At 54.2% G+C, this 15,884-nt stretch carries 13 protein-coding genes; 8 read left to right on the top strand and 5 right to left on the bottom strand.

The window, feature by feature from the left end:
* Nucleotides 1-10: 10 nt before the first annotated feature.
* Both yhdP and tldD read left to right on the top strand, forming a co-directional pair.
* Nucleotides 11-3,835 carry an AsmA2 domain-containing protein YhdP gene (gene yhdP / locus EBC_RS22030; RefSeq protein WP_013204082.1) on the top strand — a complete coding sequence of 1,275 codons (3,825 nt, stop codon included), beginning with the start codon at nucleotides 11-13 and terminating at the stop codon, nucleotides 3,833-3,835.
* A gap of 83 nt (nucleotides 3,836-3,918) precedes the next feature.
* On the top strand, nucleotides 3,919-5,364 hold the full coding sequence (gene tldD / locus EBC_RS22025; protein ID WP_013204081.1) for a metalloprotease TldD: 1,446 nt from the start codon (nucleotides 3,919-3,921) through the stop codon (nucleotides 5,362-5,364).
* A gap of 71 nt (nucleotides 5,365-5,435) precedes the next feature.
* Here tldD and aaeR read toward each other — a convergent pair whose 3' ends face one another.
* Nucleotides 5,436-6,353, bottom strand: coding sequence for an HTH-type transcriptional activator AaeR (gene aaeR / locus EBC_RS22020; protein ID WP_013204080.1), 918 nt, complete (start codon nucleotides 6,351-6,353; stop codon nucleotides 5,436-5,438).
* A gap of 280 nt (nucleotides 6,354-6,633) precedes the next feature.
* Between aaeR and aaeX the strand changes: the two genes are divergently transcribed.
* The 5 genes from aaeX to EBC_RS21995 all read left to right on the top strand — a co-directional run bounded on the left by aaeX (nucleotide 6,634) and on the right by EBC_RS21995 (nucleotide 11,647).
* Nucleotides 6,634-6,837, top strand: coding sequence for a p-hydroxybenzoic acid efflux pump operon protein AaeX (gene aaeX / locus EBC_RS22015; RefSeq protein WP_013204079.1), 204 nt, complete (start codon nucleotides 6,634-6,636; stop codon nucleotides 6,835-6,837).
* Nucleotides 6,838-6,844: 7 nt separating this feature from the next.
* Nucleotides 6,845-7,777, top strand: a complete 933-nt coding sequence (aaeA, locus tag EBC_RS22010; protein ID WP_013204078.1) for a p-hydroxybenzoic acid efflux pump subunit AaeA — start codon at nucleotides 6,845-6,847, stop codon at nucleotides 7,775-7,777.
* A gap of 13 nt (nucleotides 7,778-7,790) precedes the next feature.
* Nucleotides 7,791-9,749: a p-hydroxybenzoic acid efflux pump subunit AaeB gene (gene aaeB / locus EBC_RS22005; protein ID WP_013204077.1), complete on the top strand. Its 1,959-nt coding sequence runs from the start codon at nucleotides 7,791-7,793 to the stop codon at nucleotides 9,747-9,749.
* Nucleotides 9,750-9,876: 127 nt separating this feature from the next.
* Nucleotides 9,877-11,331 (top strand): NAD-dependent succinate-semialdehyde dehydrogenase, encoded by a 1,455-nt coding sequence (locus EBC_RS22000; RefSeq protein ID WP_013204076.1) that lies wholly within the window; start codon nucleotides 9,877-9,879, stop codon nucleotides 11,329-11,331.
* Nucleotides 11,332-11,383: 52 nt separating this feature from the next.
* On the top strand, nucleotides 11,384-11,647 hold the full coding sequence (locus EBC_RS21995) for a barstar family protein (protein ID WP_013204075.1): 264 nt from the start codon (nucleotides 11,384-11,386) through the stop codon (nucleotides 11,645-11,647).
* 158 nt (nucleotides 11,648-11,805) lie between these two features.
* Here EBC_RS21995 and yhcN (EBC_RS21990) read toward each other — a convergent pair whose 3' ends face one another.
* The 3 genes from yhcN (EBC_RS21990) to argR form a co-directional block, all read right to left on the bottom strand.
* Nucleotides 11,806-12,075: a peroxide/acid stress response protein YhcN gene (gene yhcN / locus EBC_RS21990; RefSeq protein ID WP_013204074.1), complete on the bottom strand. Its 270-nt coding sequence runs from the start codon at nucleotides 12,073-12,075 to the stop codon at nucleotides 11,806-11,808.
* 115 nt (nucleotides 12,076-12,190) lie between these two features.
* Nucleotides 12,191-12,454: a peroxide/acid stress response protein YhcN gene (gene yhcN, locus EBC_RS21985; protein ID WP_013204073.1), complete on the bottom strand. Its 264-nt coding sequence runs from the start codon at nucleotides 12,452-12,454 to the stop codon at nucleotides 12,191-12,193.
* A gap of 437 nt (nucleotides 12,455-12,891) precedes the next feature.
* Nucleotides 12,892-13,362 carry a transcriptional regulator ArgR gene (gene argR, locus EBC_RS21980; RefSeq protein ID WP_013204072.1) on the bottom strand — a complete coding sequence of 157 codons (471 nt, stop codon included), beginning with the start codon at nucleotides 13,360-13,362 and terminating at the stop codon, nucleotides 12,892-12,894.
* Nucleotides 13,363-13,797: 435 nt separating this feature from the next.
* On the opposite strand from argR, the gene mdh reads away from it, so the two are divergent.
* Nucleotides 13,798-14,733 (top strand): malate dehydrogenase, encoded by a 936-nt coding sequence (gene mdh / locus EBC_RS21975; RefSeq protein ID WP_013204071.1) that lies wholly within the window; start codon nucleotides 13,798-13,800, stop codon nucleotides 14,731-14,733.
* A 50-nt stretch (nucleotides 14,734-14,783) separates the two neighbouring features.
* Here mdh and degS read toward each other — a convergent pair whose 3' ends face one another.
* Nucleotides 14,784-15,842 (bottom strand): outer membrane-stress sensor serine endopeptidase DegS, encoded by a 1,059-nt coding sequence (degS, locus tag EBC_RS21970; protein ID WP_013204070.1) that lies wholly within the window; start codon nucleotides 15,840-15,842, stop codon nucleotides 14,784-14,786.
* Between the last annotated feature and the right edge of the window lie 42 nt (nucleotides 15,843-15,884).

Here is a 15,884-nt window from a genome sequence, read left to right as displayed (position 1 = left end):
GGAGAAGTGTGTGAGGCGATTACCAGGGATCCTGCTACTGACTGGCGCAACCATCGTGGTGATTGTTGCGCTGATGGTCAGTGGGCTGCGTCTGGTGATGCCGCATCTGAACAGCTGGCGCGAACCGCTGCTGGAAAAAATTTCGTCCGTGGCCGGCATGCCGGTGGAAGCCAGTGCGCTGAACGGCACCTGGGAAAACTTCGGCCCGGTGCTGGAAATCCGCGACTTGCACGTCAGCCTGAAAGAAGGTGATGACTTAAAAGCCCAACGCATCACGCTGGCGCTGGATATCTGGCAGTCAATGCTCCACCTGCGCTGGCAGTTCCGTAATCTGACCTTCTACCAACTGAATCTGGCCACCAGTCAGCCGTTAACCTCAGGCAACGGTGAGAAATTGCAGCTGGAGCCGGGTAAGTTCAGCGATCTGTTCCTTCGTCAATTCGATCATTTCGATCTCCGCGACAGTCACATCAGCTTTGTCACCCTTTCCGGTCAGCTTGCGCGACTGGATGTTCCTCAGCTCACCTGGCTAAACGAAAAAAACCGTCACCGTGCGGAAGGCGTGGTCAGCCTGTCCAGTTTTAACGGTCAGCATGGTGAAATTCAGGTGCGGCTGGATCTGAGCGACAGTAACGGCTATCTGGATACCGGCCGGGTGTGGATGCAGGCGGATGATGTCGACGTGAAACCCTGGCTAGGCCAGTGGATGCGCGATAATACCAGCCTGGACAGTGCACGATTCAGTCTGGCGGCGTGGATGAGCCTGAAAGAGGGTGAAATCTATGATGGCGATATTCAGCTGAAAAAAGGCGGCGCGAGCTGGAAGGGCGACCAACAGCAGCATCATCTGACCGTCGATAACGTTACCGCGCACATTGCCCGCTTCAACAGCGGCTGGAGCATTGAGGTTCCTCAGACCAATCTGGTGACCGACGGCCACCCGTGGCCCAAAGGCCAGCTGTCGGGAATGTGGCAGCCTGAGAATGGCGTATTGCCAGGCCCGGATCACAATGAAGAAGTACGCGTGCGCGCCACGCAGCTGGATCTGGAACGGCTGGATCCGCTGATCCCTCTGTTTGCCAAACTGACCCCAACACTGCTGCAAAACTGGCGTGCGTTGCAACCTAAAGGCCGCATTGAAGCGCTGGCGGTGGATATTCCTGTCCAACAACCTGAACAGAGCCGTTTCCAGGCCAAATGGCGGGATCTCAGCTGGCAACACTGGGAACTGCTGCCCGGTATGGCGCATTTCAGTGGATCGGTGAGCGGTGCGGTGGCGAACGGGCAGGTCGATTTCAACGTCAACAACGCCACCTTACCTTACGGTTCGATGTTCCGGGCACCGCTTGAAATAGAACATGCCACAGGGGCGTTGAGCTGGCAGTACGCCAACGACCACTTCACCCTTGCAGGCCATCAGTTAGATGTGAAGGCGCGTTCCCTGTGGGCGAAAGGCGACTTCACCTACGCCCAGCCGAAGGACAAAGCGCCCCGACTGGATATTCTGGCCGGCATCAATGTGACCGATGCCGGCGATGCCTGGCGTTACTTCCCTGAACCGCTGATGGGCAAATCGCTGGTGGACTACCTCAGCGGCGCCATTAAGGGCGGGCAGGTGCAGAATGCCTCACTGATTTTCGCCGGCAACCCCCAACTGTTCCCGTTCAAGCATAATGACGGGCAGTTTGAAGTCTGGGTGCCGCTGAAACAATCAACCTTCCAGTTCCAGCCAGGCTGGCCGGATCTGCAAAATCTGGATATCAACCTCGACTTCGTGAATGACGGCCTGTTTATGAAAGCCGAACACACCAAACTGGGGCAGGTTGATGGCAGAAATATCTCGGCGGTAATCCCGGATTATCTGAAAGAGAAGCTGATCATTGATGCTGACATCAACGGTGCCGGCAAAGCGATTGGCGATTACTTTAATCAGACGCCATTGAAACCGTCACTGGGTGCCGCGCTTGATGAGCTGCAGATTGGCGGCGATGTGAGTGGTCGCTTACATTTGGATATTCCGCTCGATGGCGAGCTGGTCCGGGCCACCGGCGATGTGAATCTGAAGGACAACACGCTGTACATCAAGCCGCTTGATAGCACCATCAAGCAGCTGACTGGCCACTTTACCTACGATAATGGCGATCTGAAGAGTGACCCGATGACGGCCAACTGGTTCGGGCAGCCGATGGACGTCAGCTTCAACACCCTTGAGGGCGACAAGAACTACCAGATTGGCGTTGATCTTAAAGGGGATTGGCAGCCAGGCAAGATGGATGTGGTTCCTGCGCAGATCCGTGACAAACTCACCGGCGATGCCAGCTGGAAGAGCAACGTGCTGATCAATTTGCCGCACGCTGGCAGCGCAAACTATCAGGTTGTACTGGACGGTGACCTGAAAAATGTGAGTAGTCACTTACCTCCACCGTTGGATAAAGAGCGGAATGTGGCGATGCCGGTTAAAGTCAGCGCCAAGGGTGACCTCAAAAGTTTCAACCTCAGCGGTTCTGTCGGCAGCAACCGCCACTTCAATAGCCAGTGGCTCTTTGGCAAGCAGTTGAAGATCGATCGTGGAATCTGGGAGAACAACAGCAAAGGTCTGCCTCCCCTCCCCGAGGCGGACGGCATGGTCCTGAATCTGCCTCCGCTGGATGGCGAAGCCTGGCTGGGGCTGTTCAACAGCCAAAGCACAGGCAAAACGGCAGGTGGATCGTCTTCGCAGCAGGCCACTAAAAGCCGGGCGTTTATTCCGGGGAATATCACCCTACGCACGCCAGCGCTGACGCTGGGTGGCCAGCTGTGGCACGATCTTGAAGCCACGCTGAGTGAGACCGTATCGGGAGACACGCAGATTCAGGCTAAGGGCAAAGAGATTAACGGCACGTTGAAGATGAACCAACGCTCACCCTGGGCTGCTCATCTCAACTACCTTTATTACAATCCGGAATGGGCCTCCGCCGAAGGCGGTTCTCCTCTGCCGGGCGACAGCAGCAAGATTGATTTCAGCAGCTGGCCAGCGCTGGCACTGACCTGCGATGAATGCTGGATACGCGGGCAGAAATTTGGCCGGATGGCGGCAGATGTCAGCCATTCCAGCGACACGCTGACCCTGAAAAATGGCCTGATTGATACCGGTAGCTCGCGGCTGAAAGTCGAGGGCGAGTGGGTTAATCGTCCTGGCGCCCAGCGTACGGCTTTAAAAGGCGTGCTCAGTGGTAAAAAAATCAATGATGCCACCAACTGGTTTGGGGTGAATACGCCACTGCGGAATTCGCCGTTCAATATCGATTACGATCTTCACTGGCAGTCCGCTCCGTGGCAGCCGTCAGAAGCAACCTTAAGCGGCGTGCTGAAGTCGCATTTCGGTGCCGGTGAAATTGCCGATGTGAATACCGGCAGAGCCGGACAGCTCCTGCGGCTGGTCAGCTTCGATGCGCTGCTGCGCAAAATGCGGCTGGATTTCAGCGATACCTTCAGTCAGGGCTTCTATTACGACTCGATCAGCGGAACGGCCTGGATTGAAAAGGGCGTGATGCACACCGACAATTTGCTGGTGGACGGGTTGGAAGCTGACATTGCGATGAAGGGCATAATGGACCTGGTGAAACGCCAGATCGATATGGAAGCGGTTGTGGCACCAGAGATCTCCGCGACCGTCGGTGTGGCTGCAGCGTTTGCGGTCAATCCGATTGTCGGTGCGGCGGTGTTTGCCGCCAGCAAAGTGCTCGGTCCGCTGTGGAACAAAATTTCGGTGCTTCGCTACCATATTTCCGGCTCGATCGATAAGCCGCAGATTGACGAAGTGCTGCGTAAGCCCGTTGAAAAGAGCGCGAAGTGAATTTGACGTGACCTGCGAATTGCCTCAGGCTATAGATATGCGATGCCAGCGGTTACTGGCTCATCCAAACAGAGCGAGAATTCATGAGTCTGAATCTGGTAAGTGAGCAGTTACTAACTGCTAACAACATTAATCAACAGGATCTCTTTTCCCTTCTCGGTCAGCTGTCTGAACGTAAACTGGATTATGCCGACCTCTATTTCCAGTCCAGCTTTCACGAGTCCTGGGTGCTGGAAGACCGCATCATTAAAGACGGTTCATGGAATATCGATCAGGGTGTCGGCGTCCGTGCCGTCAGCGGCGAAAAGACCGGTTTTGCCTATGCAGACCAGATTACGCTGAATGCCCTGACGCAGAGCGCTACCGCTGCGCGCAGCATTGTCCGTGAGCAGGGGAACGGAAAATCCCATACGCTTGGCGCGGTGATGCATCGTTCGTTGTACCCAACGGTGGATCCGCTGCAGAGCCTGACCCGTGAAGAAAAAATTGCGTTATTGCACCGCGTCGATAGCGCCGCCCGTGCTGCGGACAAACGTGTTCAGGAAGTCAGCGCCAGTCTGAGCGGCGTGTATGAAATGATTCTGGTGGCCGCCACTGACGGCACGCTGGCCACCGATATTCGCCCGCTGGTTCGCCTTTCTGTCAGCGTGCAGGTAGAGGAGAACGGCAAGCGTGAGCGTGGTTCAAGCGGCGGCGGCGGGCGCTTCGGCTATGAATTCTTCCTGGCTGATGAGTCTGGCGAAATGCGTGCTGAAGCCTGGGCGCGTGAAGCGGTGCGAATGGCGCTGGTTAATCTGAATGCGGTTGCTGCCCCGGCAGGCACCATTCCGGTGGTACTGGGTGCCGGCTGGCCGGGCGTGCTGTTGCATGAAGCGGTCGGTCATGGTCTGGAAGGCGACTTTAACCGCCGTGGAACCTCGGTCTTTAGTGGCCAGATGGGGCAGCTGGTGGCTTCTGAGCTCTGTACCGTGGTCGACGATGGCACCATCGAAGGTCTGCGTGGATCGCTGGCTGTCGATGATGAAGGCGTACCGGGTCAGTACAACGTACTGATTGAAAACGGCATTCTGAAAGGTTACATGCAGGATAAGCTCAATGCGCGCCTGATGGGGGTTAACCCAACGGGCAACGGCCGCCGTGAGTCCTATGCTCATCTGCCAATGCCGCGTATGACCAATACCTATATGCTGGCCGGTAAATCCACGCCGCAGGACATCATCGAAAGCGTGGAGTACGGCCTGTATGCACCGAACTTCGGCGGCGGTCAGGTTGATATCACCTCAGGTAAGTTTGTGTTCTCTACCTCAGAAGCGTATCTGATTGAGAACGGCAAGGTCACCAAACCGGTAAAAGGCGCGACCTTGATTGGCTCGGGCATCGAAGCGATGCAGCAAATCTCGATGGTCGGAAACGACCTGGCGCTGGATAAAGGCGTGGGCGTTTGCGGTAAAGAAGGCCAGAGCCTGCCGGTTGGTGTGGGTCAGCCCACGCTGAAGCTTGATAAGCTGACGGTTGGCGGCACCGCGTAATCCGTTTAAACGCATAGCTGAAAAGCGACACCCAAAGGGACGAGAAATCGTCCCTTTGGCTTTTCTGGCCTCTACTCCTGCCGCGATTCCTGATAAACGTCCGCCACCTTATCGAAATACTCGGTGAGATAGTTAATACACACCTGCACCTTCAACGGCAGCTTGTCCTTCTGGGTATAAACCGCATAAACCGGCCGTGGTGCGGATTGATAATGGGCAAACAGGATCTCCACCTGTCCGGCGTTAATCTCATCGATCACCCACATTAACGGCACATGGGCGATGCCGGTTCCTGAAACCAGCCAGCGGATCAGGGTTTGTGAGTCATTGGTGGCAAAACGCCCCTGAAGAGAAAGGCGGATAGAGACGCCTTCAGGCGACGTCAGCTCGAAATCGTTATCCGGGCGGACGCTGTACTCCAGCCAAGAAAAGTTACCTAAATCTGACGGTTTCTCCGGTGTGCCATGTTGGGTCAGATAGCTTTTTGCGGCGCAAACCACCATCGGCATTGACCCCAACCGCCGTGAAAACAGACTCGAGTCCTGCAGCGCGCCGACGCGGATCACTAAATCCAGCCCGTCAGCGATAAGATCGGGAGCTGGGCTGCCGGTGACCAGATTTACGGTCAGGCCGGGATATTCCCGCAGCATCTCCGCCGTCATGTTGGCCAGCACGTTTTGCGCCATGGTGGATGAACTGCCAATGCGCAAGGTTCCCACTGGGGTATTGTTAAACGCGTACAGCTGTTCATGAACCTGCTGCGCTTCAGACATCATTCGTCGACAGCCCTGGAAGTAGATCTTCCCGGCTTCGGTCAGTCCCAGGCTGCGGGTACTGCGATTCAACAATTTGACCTGGAGTTCATCTTCCAGTTTGGCTACAGTCTGGCTGACGGCCGAGACGCTCATTTGCATCCGGTTAGCCGCCGCGGTAAAGGATCCCAGTTCTACCACCCGTGCAAACACGGACATGCCCTTAAGTCTTTCCATTGTTAACCCTGGCTTAAAAGTGATTTAGATCACATTAGGTAGAAAACACATAGTCAGGCGCGTTATTATAGCGGCGCCGGGTTACCTTTCCGTAACTCTACTCACCACAATGCTGGCTCCTGAATACGCTATTATTCATTGAGCGCCGGTTATGATTATCTGACAGCTTGTCTGTTACTCTATCATCATCAACCTGTAAAGCAGCAGCCCCCCTCAACCGGGAGGTGGCTTGAGTCTGCCAGAAGGCGTGTGCCCGGTAAGGTACTGACAAGGATAAAAGATGAGTATGCTTCCGGTTATTGTGATATTTGGGCTCTCTTTTCCGCCCATTTTCTTCGAAATTATTGTGTCATTGATGCTGTTCTGGCTGGTGCGTCGTTTGCTGACACCAACCGGGATCTATGACCTGGTCTGGCATCCTGCACTGTTTAATACAGCACTCTACTGCTGCCTGTTCTACCTGGTTTCCCGATTGTTTGTCTGAGGTCATAGTGAAAGCGCTAACTACAAAAATTGCCCGATACGCCATAACCCTGATTCTGGTCGTCATCGCCGTTATCCTGATTTTCCGCGCATGGGTGTTCTACACAGAATCCCCGTGGACACGTGATGCTAAATTTACTGCGGATGTCGTGGCGATTGCCCCGGACGTGAGCGGCCTGATAACGGATGTTAAGGTACGCGATAACCAGCTGGTGAAGAAAGACCAGGTGCTGTTCGTGGTCGATCAGCCGCGCTATCAACAGGCACTGGATGAAGCTGAAGCCGATGTGGCTTACTACCAGGCGCTGGTGAACGAGAAACGTCGTGAAGCGGCCCGCCGCAATCAGTTAGGTGTTTCTGCCATGTCCCGTGAGGCCATCGAGCAATCCAATAACGATTACCAGACCTCCGAGCACCAGCTGGCGAAATCCATCGCGACGCGCGATACCGCAAAACTGGATCTGACGCGTACCGTGGTGAAAGCGCCGGCCGATGGTTGGGTGACTAACCTGAACGTTTACCGCGGTGAATTCATTACCCGTGGCTCAACCGCCGTGGCGTTGGTGCAGCAGCATACTTTCTATGTGCTGGCCTATATGGAAGAAACCAAGCTGGAAGGCGTCCGTCCGGGTTACCGTGTCGAGATTACGCCGCTGGGCAGCAACCGCGTATTGCATGGTACGGTGGACAGCGTTGCGGCGGGTGTGACTAACAGCAGCAGCACCATCGACAGCAAAGGGATGGCGACCATTGACTCCAACCTGGAGTGGGTGCGTCTGGCGCAGCGTGTGCCGGTGCGTATTCACCTGGACGAGCAGCAGGGCAATCTTTATCCATCCGGCACCACGGCGACGGTAGTGGTAACCGGCGCAGCCGATCGCAAGCCGGAACAGATGTCACCGATGTCGAAGTTGATGCATCGCCTGCGTGAGTTCGGCTAAGCAGGAGAGCATTATGCAGTGGCACCGTTTGCGGTTCCCGATCAAGCTGACTTTTGCCATTGTGCTGTCTTTGCTAATCGGTTTTCACTTCAATCTTGAGACGCCTCGCTGGGCGGTAATGACCGCCTGCATCGTGGCAGGCGGAACGGCGTTTGCTGCCGGTGGCGATCCGTTCTCCGGCGCGCTTCGCCACCGCGGCATGTTGCGTATCATCGGCACCTTCCTAGGGTGTATTGCGGCACTGACCATCATGATCGCCACCATCAGGGCACCGGCGTTAATGATGCTGCTTTGCTGCATGTGGGCCGGACTCTGCGTCTGGCTCTCTTCCCTGATCAAAATTGAAAACTCCTATGCGCTGGGCCTGGCGGGTTACACCGCGCTGATCATTGTGGTCAGTGTGGATGCGAACGGTTCAGTGCTGCTGGCTCCGCAGTTTGCGGTGGAACGCTGTAGCGAAATCATCATCGGGATTGTCTGCGCCATCCTCGCCGATATGCTGTTTTCGCCGCGCTCGGTGAAGCAGGACATTGACCGGGAAATTGATGCCCTGCTGGTGGATCAGTACAAGCTGATGCAGCTTTGTGTCGCGCACGGCGACAAGGAAGAAGTCGACAGACTGTGGACCAACCTGGTTCGCCGCACCACGGCGCTGAACGGCATGCGGGGCAACCTGATGATGGAGTCCAGCCGCTGGCAGAAAATCGATGAGCGCATGCGTGCGCTGAATACCCTTTCGCTGGCGCTGATTACCCAGGCCGCCGAAACCTATCTGATCCAGGACAGCCGAAAAGAGTATGTCCCGCCGCAGTTCCATATCTTTTTTGATAAATCAGTAGAAAACATCGGTGACATCCACAAGCGGATGAAGATCATGCGACGGGTTATCACCACCAGTGGCAGCAAAAACACGCCGGTTACGTTGCAGAACTGGGTGGTCGCCGCCACGCGCTACCTGTTGTTGTTAAAAGGCATCCATACCAATAGCAGCATCAGCCGTATCGAGCGGGAAGTGCTGAAGGATGAGCCGGTGGTGAAGATGCGTTCGGCCGAATCCCGCCATGCGATGATCAACGGTATCAGGACGTTTGTGGCCACCGCAGTCGGCTCTCTTTTCTGGCTGTGGACCGGCTGGGCTTCCGGAAGCGGCGCGATGGTCATGCTGGCGGTGATCACCGCGCTGGCGATGCGTATGCCGAATCCCCTGATGATGGCGAAGGATTTCCTCTACGGCATGATCGTGGCGATCCCACTCGGATCGCTCTATTACATGGTGATCATGCCGTCAACCCAGCAAAGTATGCTGCTGTTGTGCATCTCGCTGGGTGTGATGGCATTTATCGGTGGAATACTGATCCAGCGGCGGCAGATTGGTACTTTGGGTGGCCTGGTCGGCACCATCAACATTATTACCCTGGATAACCCGATGACCTTTAACGTCACCGCGTTTCTGGATAACGCGTTGGGGCAGGCTATCGGCTGCTTCCTCGCGCTGCTGGTGATCCTGTTGATCCGGGACACGTCGAAAGCCCGCACCGGCCGCATTTTGCTGAATCGCTTTATGTATGCCGCGGTGGCCGCCATGAGTACCAATCAGGCTCGCCGTCGTGAGAATCATCTGCCGGCGCTATATCACCAGCTCTTTATGTTGCTGAACATTTTCCCTGGTGATATCGATAAATTCCGCATTGCCCTGACGTTGATCATCGGGCACCAGCGTTTGCGGGATGCAGATATCCCGGTTAATGAGGATTTATCGGCTTACCATAAACAGCTGCGGCATACCGCCGATCAGGTCATTGCCGCAAGAACCGATGCAAAACGACATCGTTACTTCGAGCAGCTGCTGGCCGAGCTGGACACTTATCAGGGCAAGCTGGTGCATTATGACGCGCCGCTGAACGTAACCGAGCCGGTCAAAAGGCTGGCGAATACGCTGAAAAAGTACCAGAACACCCTCATCCAAATCTGACTTTACGCTGATACTGCCCGGTATCAGCGCTTTCCCATTCACGTTTCTCTCCGACGGGTTCATACAGGGATAAAGTGTGCCATCTATACTTATTCCATCAGGATGGCAAACCCCTCAGGAGAACACGATGAGCACCTCATTACTTCAGGATCACGAACTGTTCCAGACCGGCTATTTTTGTGATGGCAAGTGGCTGCGTACCGCTGCCACCTTCGATGTACTGAATCCGGCAACGGGTGAAGTGGTAGCCCATGTCGCCAAAGCCGGTAAAAGCGAAACAGAGCAGGCGATCGCGGCTGCAGAGAAGGCTTTCCCCGCCTGGCGTGCTAAAACGGCCAAAGAGCGCAGCGAAATCCTTAACCGCTGGTATCAGCTGATGATCGACAACAAAGCCTGGCTCGGCAAGTTAATGACCGCCGAACAGGGCAAACCGCTGAAGGAAGCTGAAGGCGAAGTGGAGTATGCCGCCAGCTTCATTCAATGGTTTGCTGAACAGGCCAAGCGCGCTAACGGCGAGATCATTCCTCCTGCCAAAGCCGGCTCGCGGATCCTGGCCACGCGGGAAGCGATTGGGGTGGTGGCCGCGATCACACCGTGGAATTTCCCCATGGCAATGTTGACCCGCAAACTTGGTCCTGCACTGGCCGCAGGCTGTACCGGCATTATCAAACCCGCCAACAACACCCCACTTTCAGCCTTTGCGCTGCTGGCACTGGCGAAGAAAGCCGGTGTACCCGATGGAGTTCTCAATGCTGTCGCGGGCGACACCCATGCAATCAGCGATGCCATTATGGCCAGCAAGGCGGTTCGGAAGATCTCGTTTACCGGCTCGACCGCCGTCGGCAAGCTGTTGATGCGAAATGCCGCAGAGACGATGAAAAAGGTCTCGATGGAACTGGGCGGTAACGCACCCTATATCGTGTTTGACGATGCCGATATTGATGCCGCGGTGAAAGGCGCCATCGCCAATAAATTCCGTAACGCTGGCCAAGTTTGCGTCAGCGTGAACCGCTTCTATATCCACAACCGCGTTTATGACCGCTTCGTCAGCCAGCTGGCTGATGAGGTGAAAAAACTGAAGGTCGGTAATGGCATGGAAGAAGGGGTGATCGTCGGGCCGCTGATAGAGGCTTCTGCGCTGGAGAAAGTGGAAGAACACGTCAAGGATGCGGTCGCCCACGGAGGCAAGATTGTTACTGGCGGTGCCCGCCATGTTCTGGGTGGCAATTTCTGGCAGCCCACGGTGATAGCCGAAGCCAACGAGAAGATGAAGCTGGCAAAAGAAGAGACCTTTGGCCCCGTGGCTGCCTGCTTCCGTTTTGATGAGGAAGACGAGGTTATTCGTCGGGCAAATGATACCGAGTTCGGGCTGGCTGCGTATTTTTATACGCAAAACCTTCAGCGTGTGTTCCGCGTGTCGGCGGCACTGGAGAGTGGCATGGTCGGCATTAACGAGTGTGCCGTCTCGACGGAGCTGGCACCTTTCGGCGGCGTAAAAGAATCTGGCCTAGGACGTGAAGGTTCGGTGCTGGGACTGGAAGAGTTTTTAGAAGTGAAAGCCCTGCATATTGGGGGACTGTAACTCACCGGGCGGCAGTATGCCGCCCAACCGTGGGCCTCGTGGAGCGGCTAGCATGAGAACAGAGATTTTTGATTTTGATGAAATTGTCGATCAGGCACACTTCTACCGCCAGTTCAGCGAACGGTTTGCGCTGGCCGATCTGAATGTGAAGGATTTGGACAGCTTATGGGACGCGGTGACGCTGTTGCCATTACCCCTGGAAATTGAATTTGTACATTTGGGGAGCGGACAGAAGCGGCGTTATGGCGCGTTAATCCTGCTGTTTGATGAAGCAGAAGAGGAGCTGGAAGGGCAGCTCCGATTTAACGTTCGCTAGTCAGCAGAAACAAAAAGGGCCCCGACAAGCGGGGCCAAAGGGTTCGTCATACTGACGAGGAATGTCTTACAGTAGCAGTGACAAGCCAGCGAGAGGGATTCGCGCGTTCGACAACACGCAGGTGCTGGCACCTTCTAATTTTTTGTACTTATCAGAATTTATTTATACAGCTCTGCGGTGGCGTGGTAGTTGCCATCGTTACGCGCTTCGATCACACGATAAGAGCTGGCACCTTGCTGATCCGCTTTCTGAGAAAGCTCATGACGGATATCGGTTGGCGCGCCATCAACACCACTAACACTAATGGTGCCCATTGACTGCAGGTTCTGCTCGCTTGCCTGCTGATCAGTTATCAGGTGAGCGGCGCTGGCGCCGAAAGAAAGAACTGAGGCCAGGCCGAGTACTGCGATTGCTAATTTGGTTTTCATGATAGATGCTCCAGATAGGGTTGAGCGGTAACCGAAAGGGCTAAAAAGCGTTTATTATTCTTGGGGTTACCGTTTTTATTTAGTCGTTAATACCGTATTGCCGGGTAATCTTTGCTTATTTGTACAGCTCTGCAGTCGCGTGGTAGTTACCGTTGTTGTACGCCTCGATAACTCGGTAAGCACTTGCGCCCTGAGCGTCAGCTTTCGCATTCAGCTGCTGGCGGATGTCCATCGGTGAACCGGCAACGCCGCTTACGGAGATGGTGCCAACTGATTGCAGATTTTGCGCCTGATCCGCATTAACAGATTCAGCTGCAAAAGCACCAAAAGAGAGAGCAGAAAGAACGGTTACAGCCGCAACAGTAGTTTTAATGTTCATGATTATTTCCTCGTAGTATGTTTTTATCTTTTTGTTTAGTGTGATTGTCATCACGAAAACAAGTATAGATCTAATAACGTAAAAAATTAATAGCGTGCTAATAATTTTTTGTTGGGATACTTTAACCGAAAACTGCATTTTAATAACCAGACGTTATAAAAAACGCTTATAAGTTGCCCTATCCATGTTAAATACATGTAAAAACATAGGGATATGTGACTTTAGCCATTCGTGCGCTTATTTGTGGTGGATCACACCATGAGACGAGAGTATCTGGTTTTTCTGCCTGACATGTCGCCCGCGAGGCAGTGCATCATGCTGAATAGTGAGGCGTGGAAGGGCAGAAAAGCTAAAGCCGGCAGGCGCCGGCTCTAAGAAAAGATGATGATACGGGGTGGTTAGCCTTAGGTTAAAAATCAGGCGTTAATTGCTGCTGCTTATAACTCTTGCTCGAAGAGGATCAGGATCGCTTCGAACAGCTGCTTTACCGTAAAGGCGCGGGCAGGGGTAATAAAGATGGTGTCATCGCCGGCAATGGTGCCAAGGATCCCTTCAGCTTTGCCGAGGGAATCCAGCAGGCGAGCGATAAGCTGCGCGGCACCCGGACTGGTATGGATTACCACCAACGCATCGTTGTAGTCGATATCCAGCACGAGGTTTTTAAGCGGGCTGGTGGTGGTCGGCACGCCCAGTTCCGCAGGCAGGCAATAGACCATTTCCATCTTGGCGTTGCGTGTGCGCACGGCACCAAACTTGGTCAACATGCGGGAGACTTTAGACTGATTGATATTGTCGAAGCCATCTTCCTGTAAAGCGGCGACGATCTCGCCCTGCGAGCTGAACTTCTCTTCCTTCAATAAAGCCTTAAAGGCTTTAATCAGGTCTTCCTGTTTTGATGGGTTACGCATAGGCTTCCGCTTAAGAGTCAGAAATAAAGGGGATTCCCTGATGGGACTGGCGGTGATTATGCAATTAAATGAATGGTTATGCAATAAGGCAGGGTGTTTTATGCGGGGGAGCGGTGAAGGGGTGACAGTATGCCAAACTTTTGATGGAAAAAAAATGCCCGCTCAGACAAGGATGTAGCGCAAAAAGTAAACGATTTGTTATTAAATTGATGTTGTTCTGCTTAGCGCTAAGGGTGTAATGTAAGGCCGAATCGTGCTGTTTGTCGCTGGCTACGAGCGGCCTTGCACCCTATGCGGTTAATCATTTGCTTCAGCGGTTTTGGGCGTGAGCGCTCAGATCGACATGAAAGCAATCGCAAAGCGCTGAAGGCTGGACTATGTTCATAACCAGATGGATTCACAGCACTTTACGCTCACTATAATAAGGAGTTCAGGATGAAAGTTGCAGTTCTCGGCGCAGCTGGCGGTATTGGCCAGGCTCTCGCACTTCTGCTAAAAACCCAGCTTCCGGCGGGTTCCGACCTCTCTCTGTACGACATCGCTCCCGTTACGCCTGGCGTAGCTGTTGATTTGAGCCATATCCCTACCGCAGTCAATATCAAAGGTTTCTGTGGCGAAGACGCAACGCCGGCGCTGAAAGGCGCTGACGTGGTCCTGATCTCCGCTGGCGTGGCGCGTAAGCCAGGCATGGATCGCTCCGATCTGTTCAATGTTAACGCCGGTATTGTTCGTAATCTGATTGAACAGGTTGCCAGCACTTGCCCTAAGGCGTTGATAGGTATCATCACTAACCCGGTTAACACCACGGTCGCGATTGCTGCGGAAGTGCTGAAAAAAGCCGGCGTTTACGATAAAAACAAACTTTTTGGCGTTACCACGCTGGATATCATCCGTTCCAACACCTTCGTCGCTGAGCTGAAGGGCAAAAATCCTGCCGAGCTGAACATCCCGGTAGTGGGTGGACACTCAGGCGTGACTATCTTGCCTCTGCTCTCCCAGATCCCAGGCGTCAGCTTCTCTGAACAGGAAGTGGCCGATCTGACGAAACGTATCCAGAACGCGGGTACCGAAGTGGTTGAGGCGAAAGCAGGTGGCGGATCCGCGACGCTGTCGATGGGCCAGGCTGCGGCCAAATTCGGTCTGTCGCTGGTACGCGCTCTGAACGGTGAAAGCAACGTTGTGGAATGTGCTTATGTTGAGGGAGATGGCGCACATGCTCGCTTCTTCTCACAACCGCTGCTGCTGGGTAAAAACGGCATCGTTGAGCGCAAGCCAATCGGCACGCTGAGCGCTTTTGAGCAGAAGTCGTTGGACGGCATGTTGGATACGCTGAAGAAAGACATTACCTTGGGCGAAGAATTCGTTAAATAAGCCTGCTACAGGGCCGGCGCTGTCTGGCCCTGCATTCCATCACTTCCCGCTTAATTCCCCGGATATTCCAGCACGGTAATCGGCAGCGTCATTTTTTGATCGTTGCGAATGATATCCACGTCAATGACGGTTCCTGGTCGAATCTCCGCAACCTGATCCATTGTTTCCACCGCCGAAATAGCCGGTTTATGGTTCACGTTGGTGATCACATCATTGATTTGCAGACCCGCTTTGGCTGCCGGGCCTCCCTGAGAAACATTGGTCACCACAATGCCCTGAATATGATCCAGGCTGCTGTTTTGTCCGTGCATTTGCGGCACTTCACGGCCACTGATGCCGATGAACCCACGGATTACGCGACCATCGCGAATAAGCTTATCCATGATTTTCGCAGCCAGTGCCGTAGGGATGGCAAAGCCAATGCCTTCCGGCGTTTCACCGTCGTTACTCTTATCAAACGACAGCGTATTGATTCCCATCAGTTCACCGAGAGAGTTAATCAAGGCGCCGCCCGAGTTCCCTTTGTTGATGGAAGCATCTGTCTGTAAGAAGTTCTGGTAGCGGGAAGGGCTCAGACCAACGCGGCCAGTGGCGCTGATAATCCCCTGGGTCACCGTCTGCCCAATATTGTACGGGTTGCCGATAGCCATCACTAAATCGCCGATATGGGCAATGCGCGCGGGATTGATTGGGATAACGGGCAGGCTGGACGCGGTGATCTTCAACACCGCTAGGTCGGTCAGGCTGTCCGAACCTACTAACATTGCCTCAAAGATGCGGCCATCTTGCAGCGCAACGATAATCTGCTCGGCATCGTTGATCACGTGTTTATTAGTAAGGATATAGCCACGCCCATCCATGATCACGCCAGATCCCAGCGTGCGGATTTCGAGGTTGTCAGCAGAGGCATTGGCACTGCGATTGTAGACATTCACTACCGCCGGGGCAGCCCGACGCACGGCAGAGTTGTAGCTGACAGGCGTTTCATTAGCGCTGTCATCTTTGTGCGAGAAAAAGTCACTGCCGATCCGCAATGCTGGCATGCCGGCCAGCAGCAAACCCGCAACTACAAGGCCAAGAAGCACTGAACGCAATAGTTTAGGAAACATGGCTTTAAATGGTGAGTGAATGAACGTTTGGCAGGATAGCAT

The organism is Erwinia billingiae Eb661 (genome assembly GCF_000196615.1).
Taxonomy (GTDB): domain Bacteria; phylum Pseudomonadota; class Gammaproteobacteria; order Enterobacterales; family Enterobacteriaceae; genus Erwinia; species Erwinia billingiae.
Note: the sequence above shows the minus strand (reverse complement) of the source record. Positions and strands in the feature narration are given on the sequence as shown.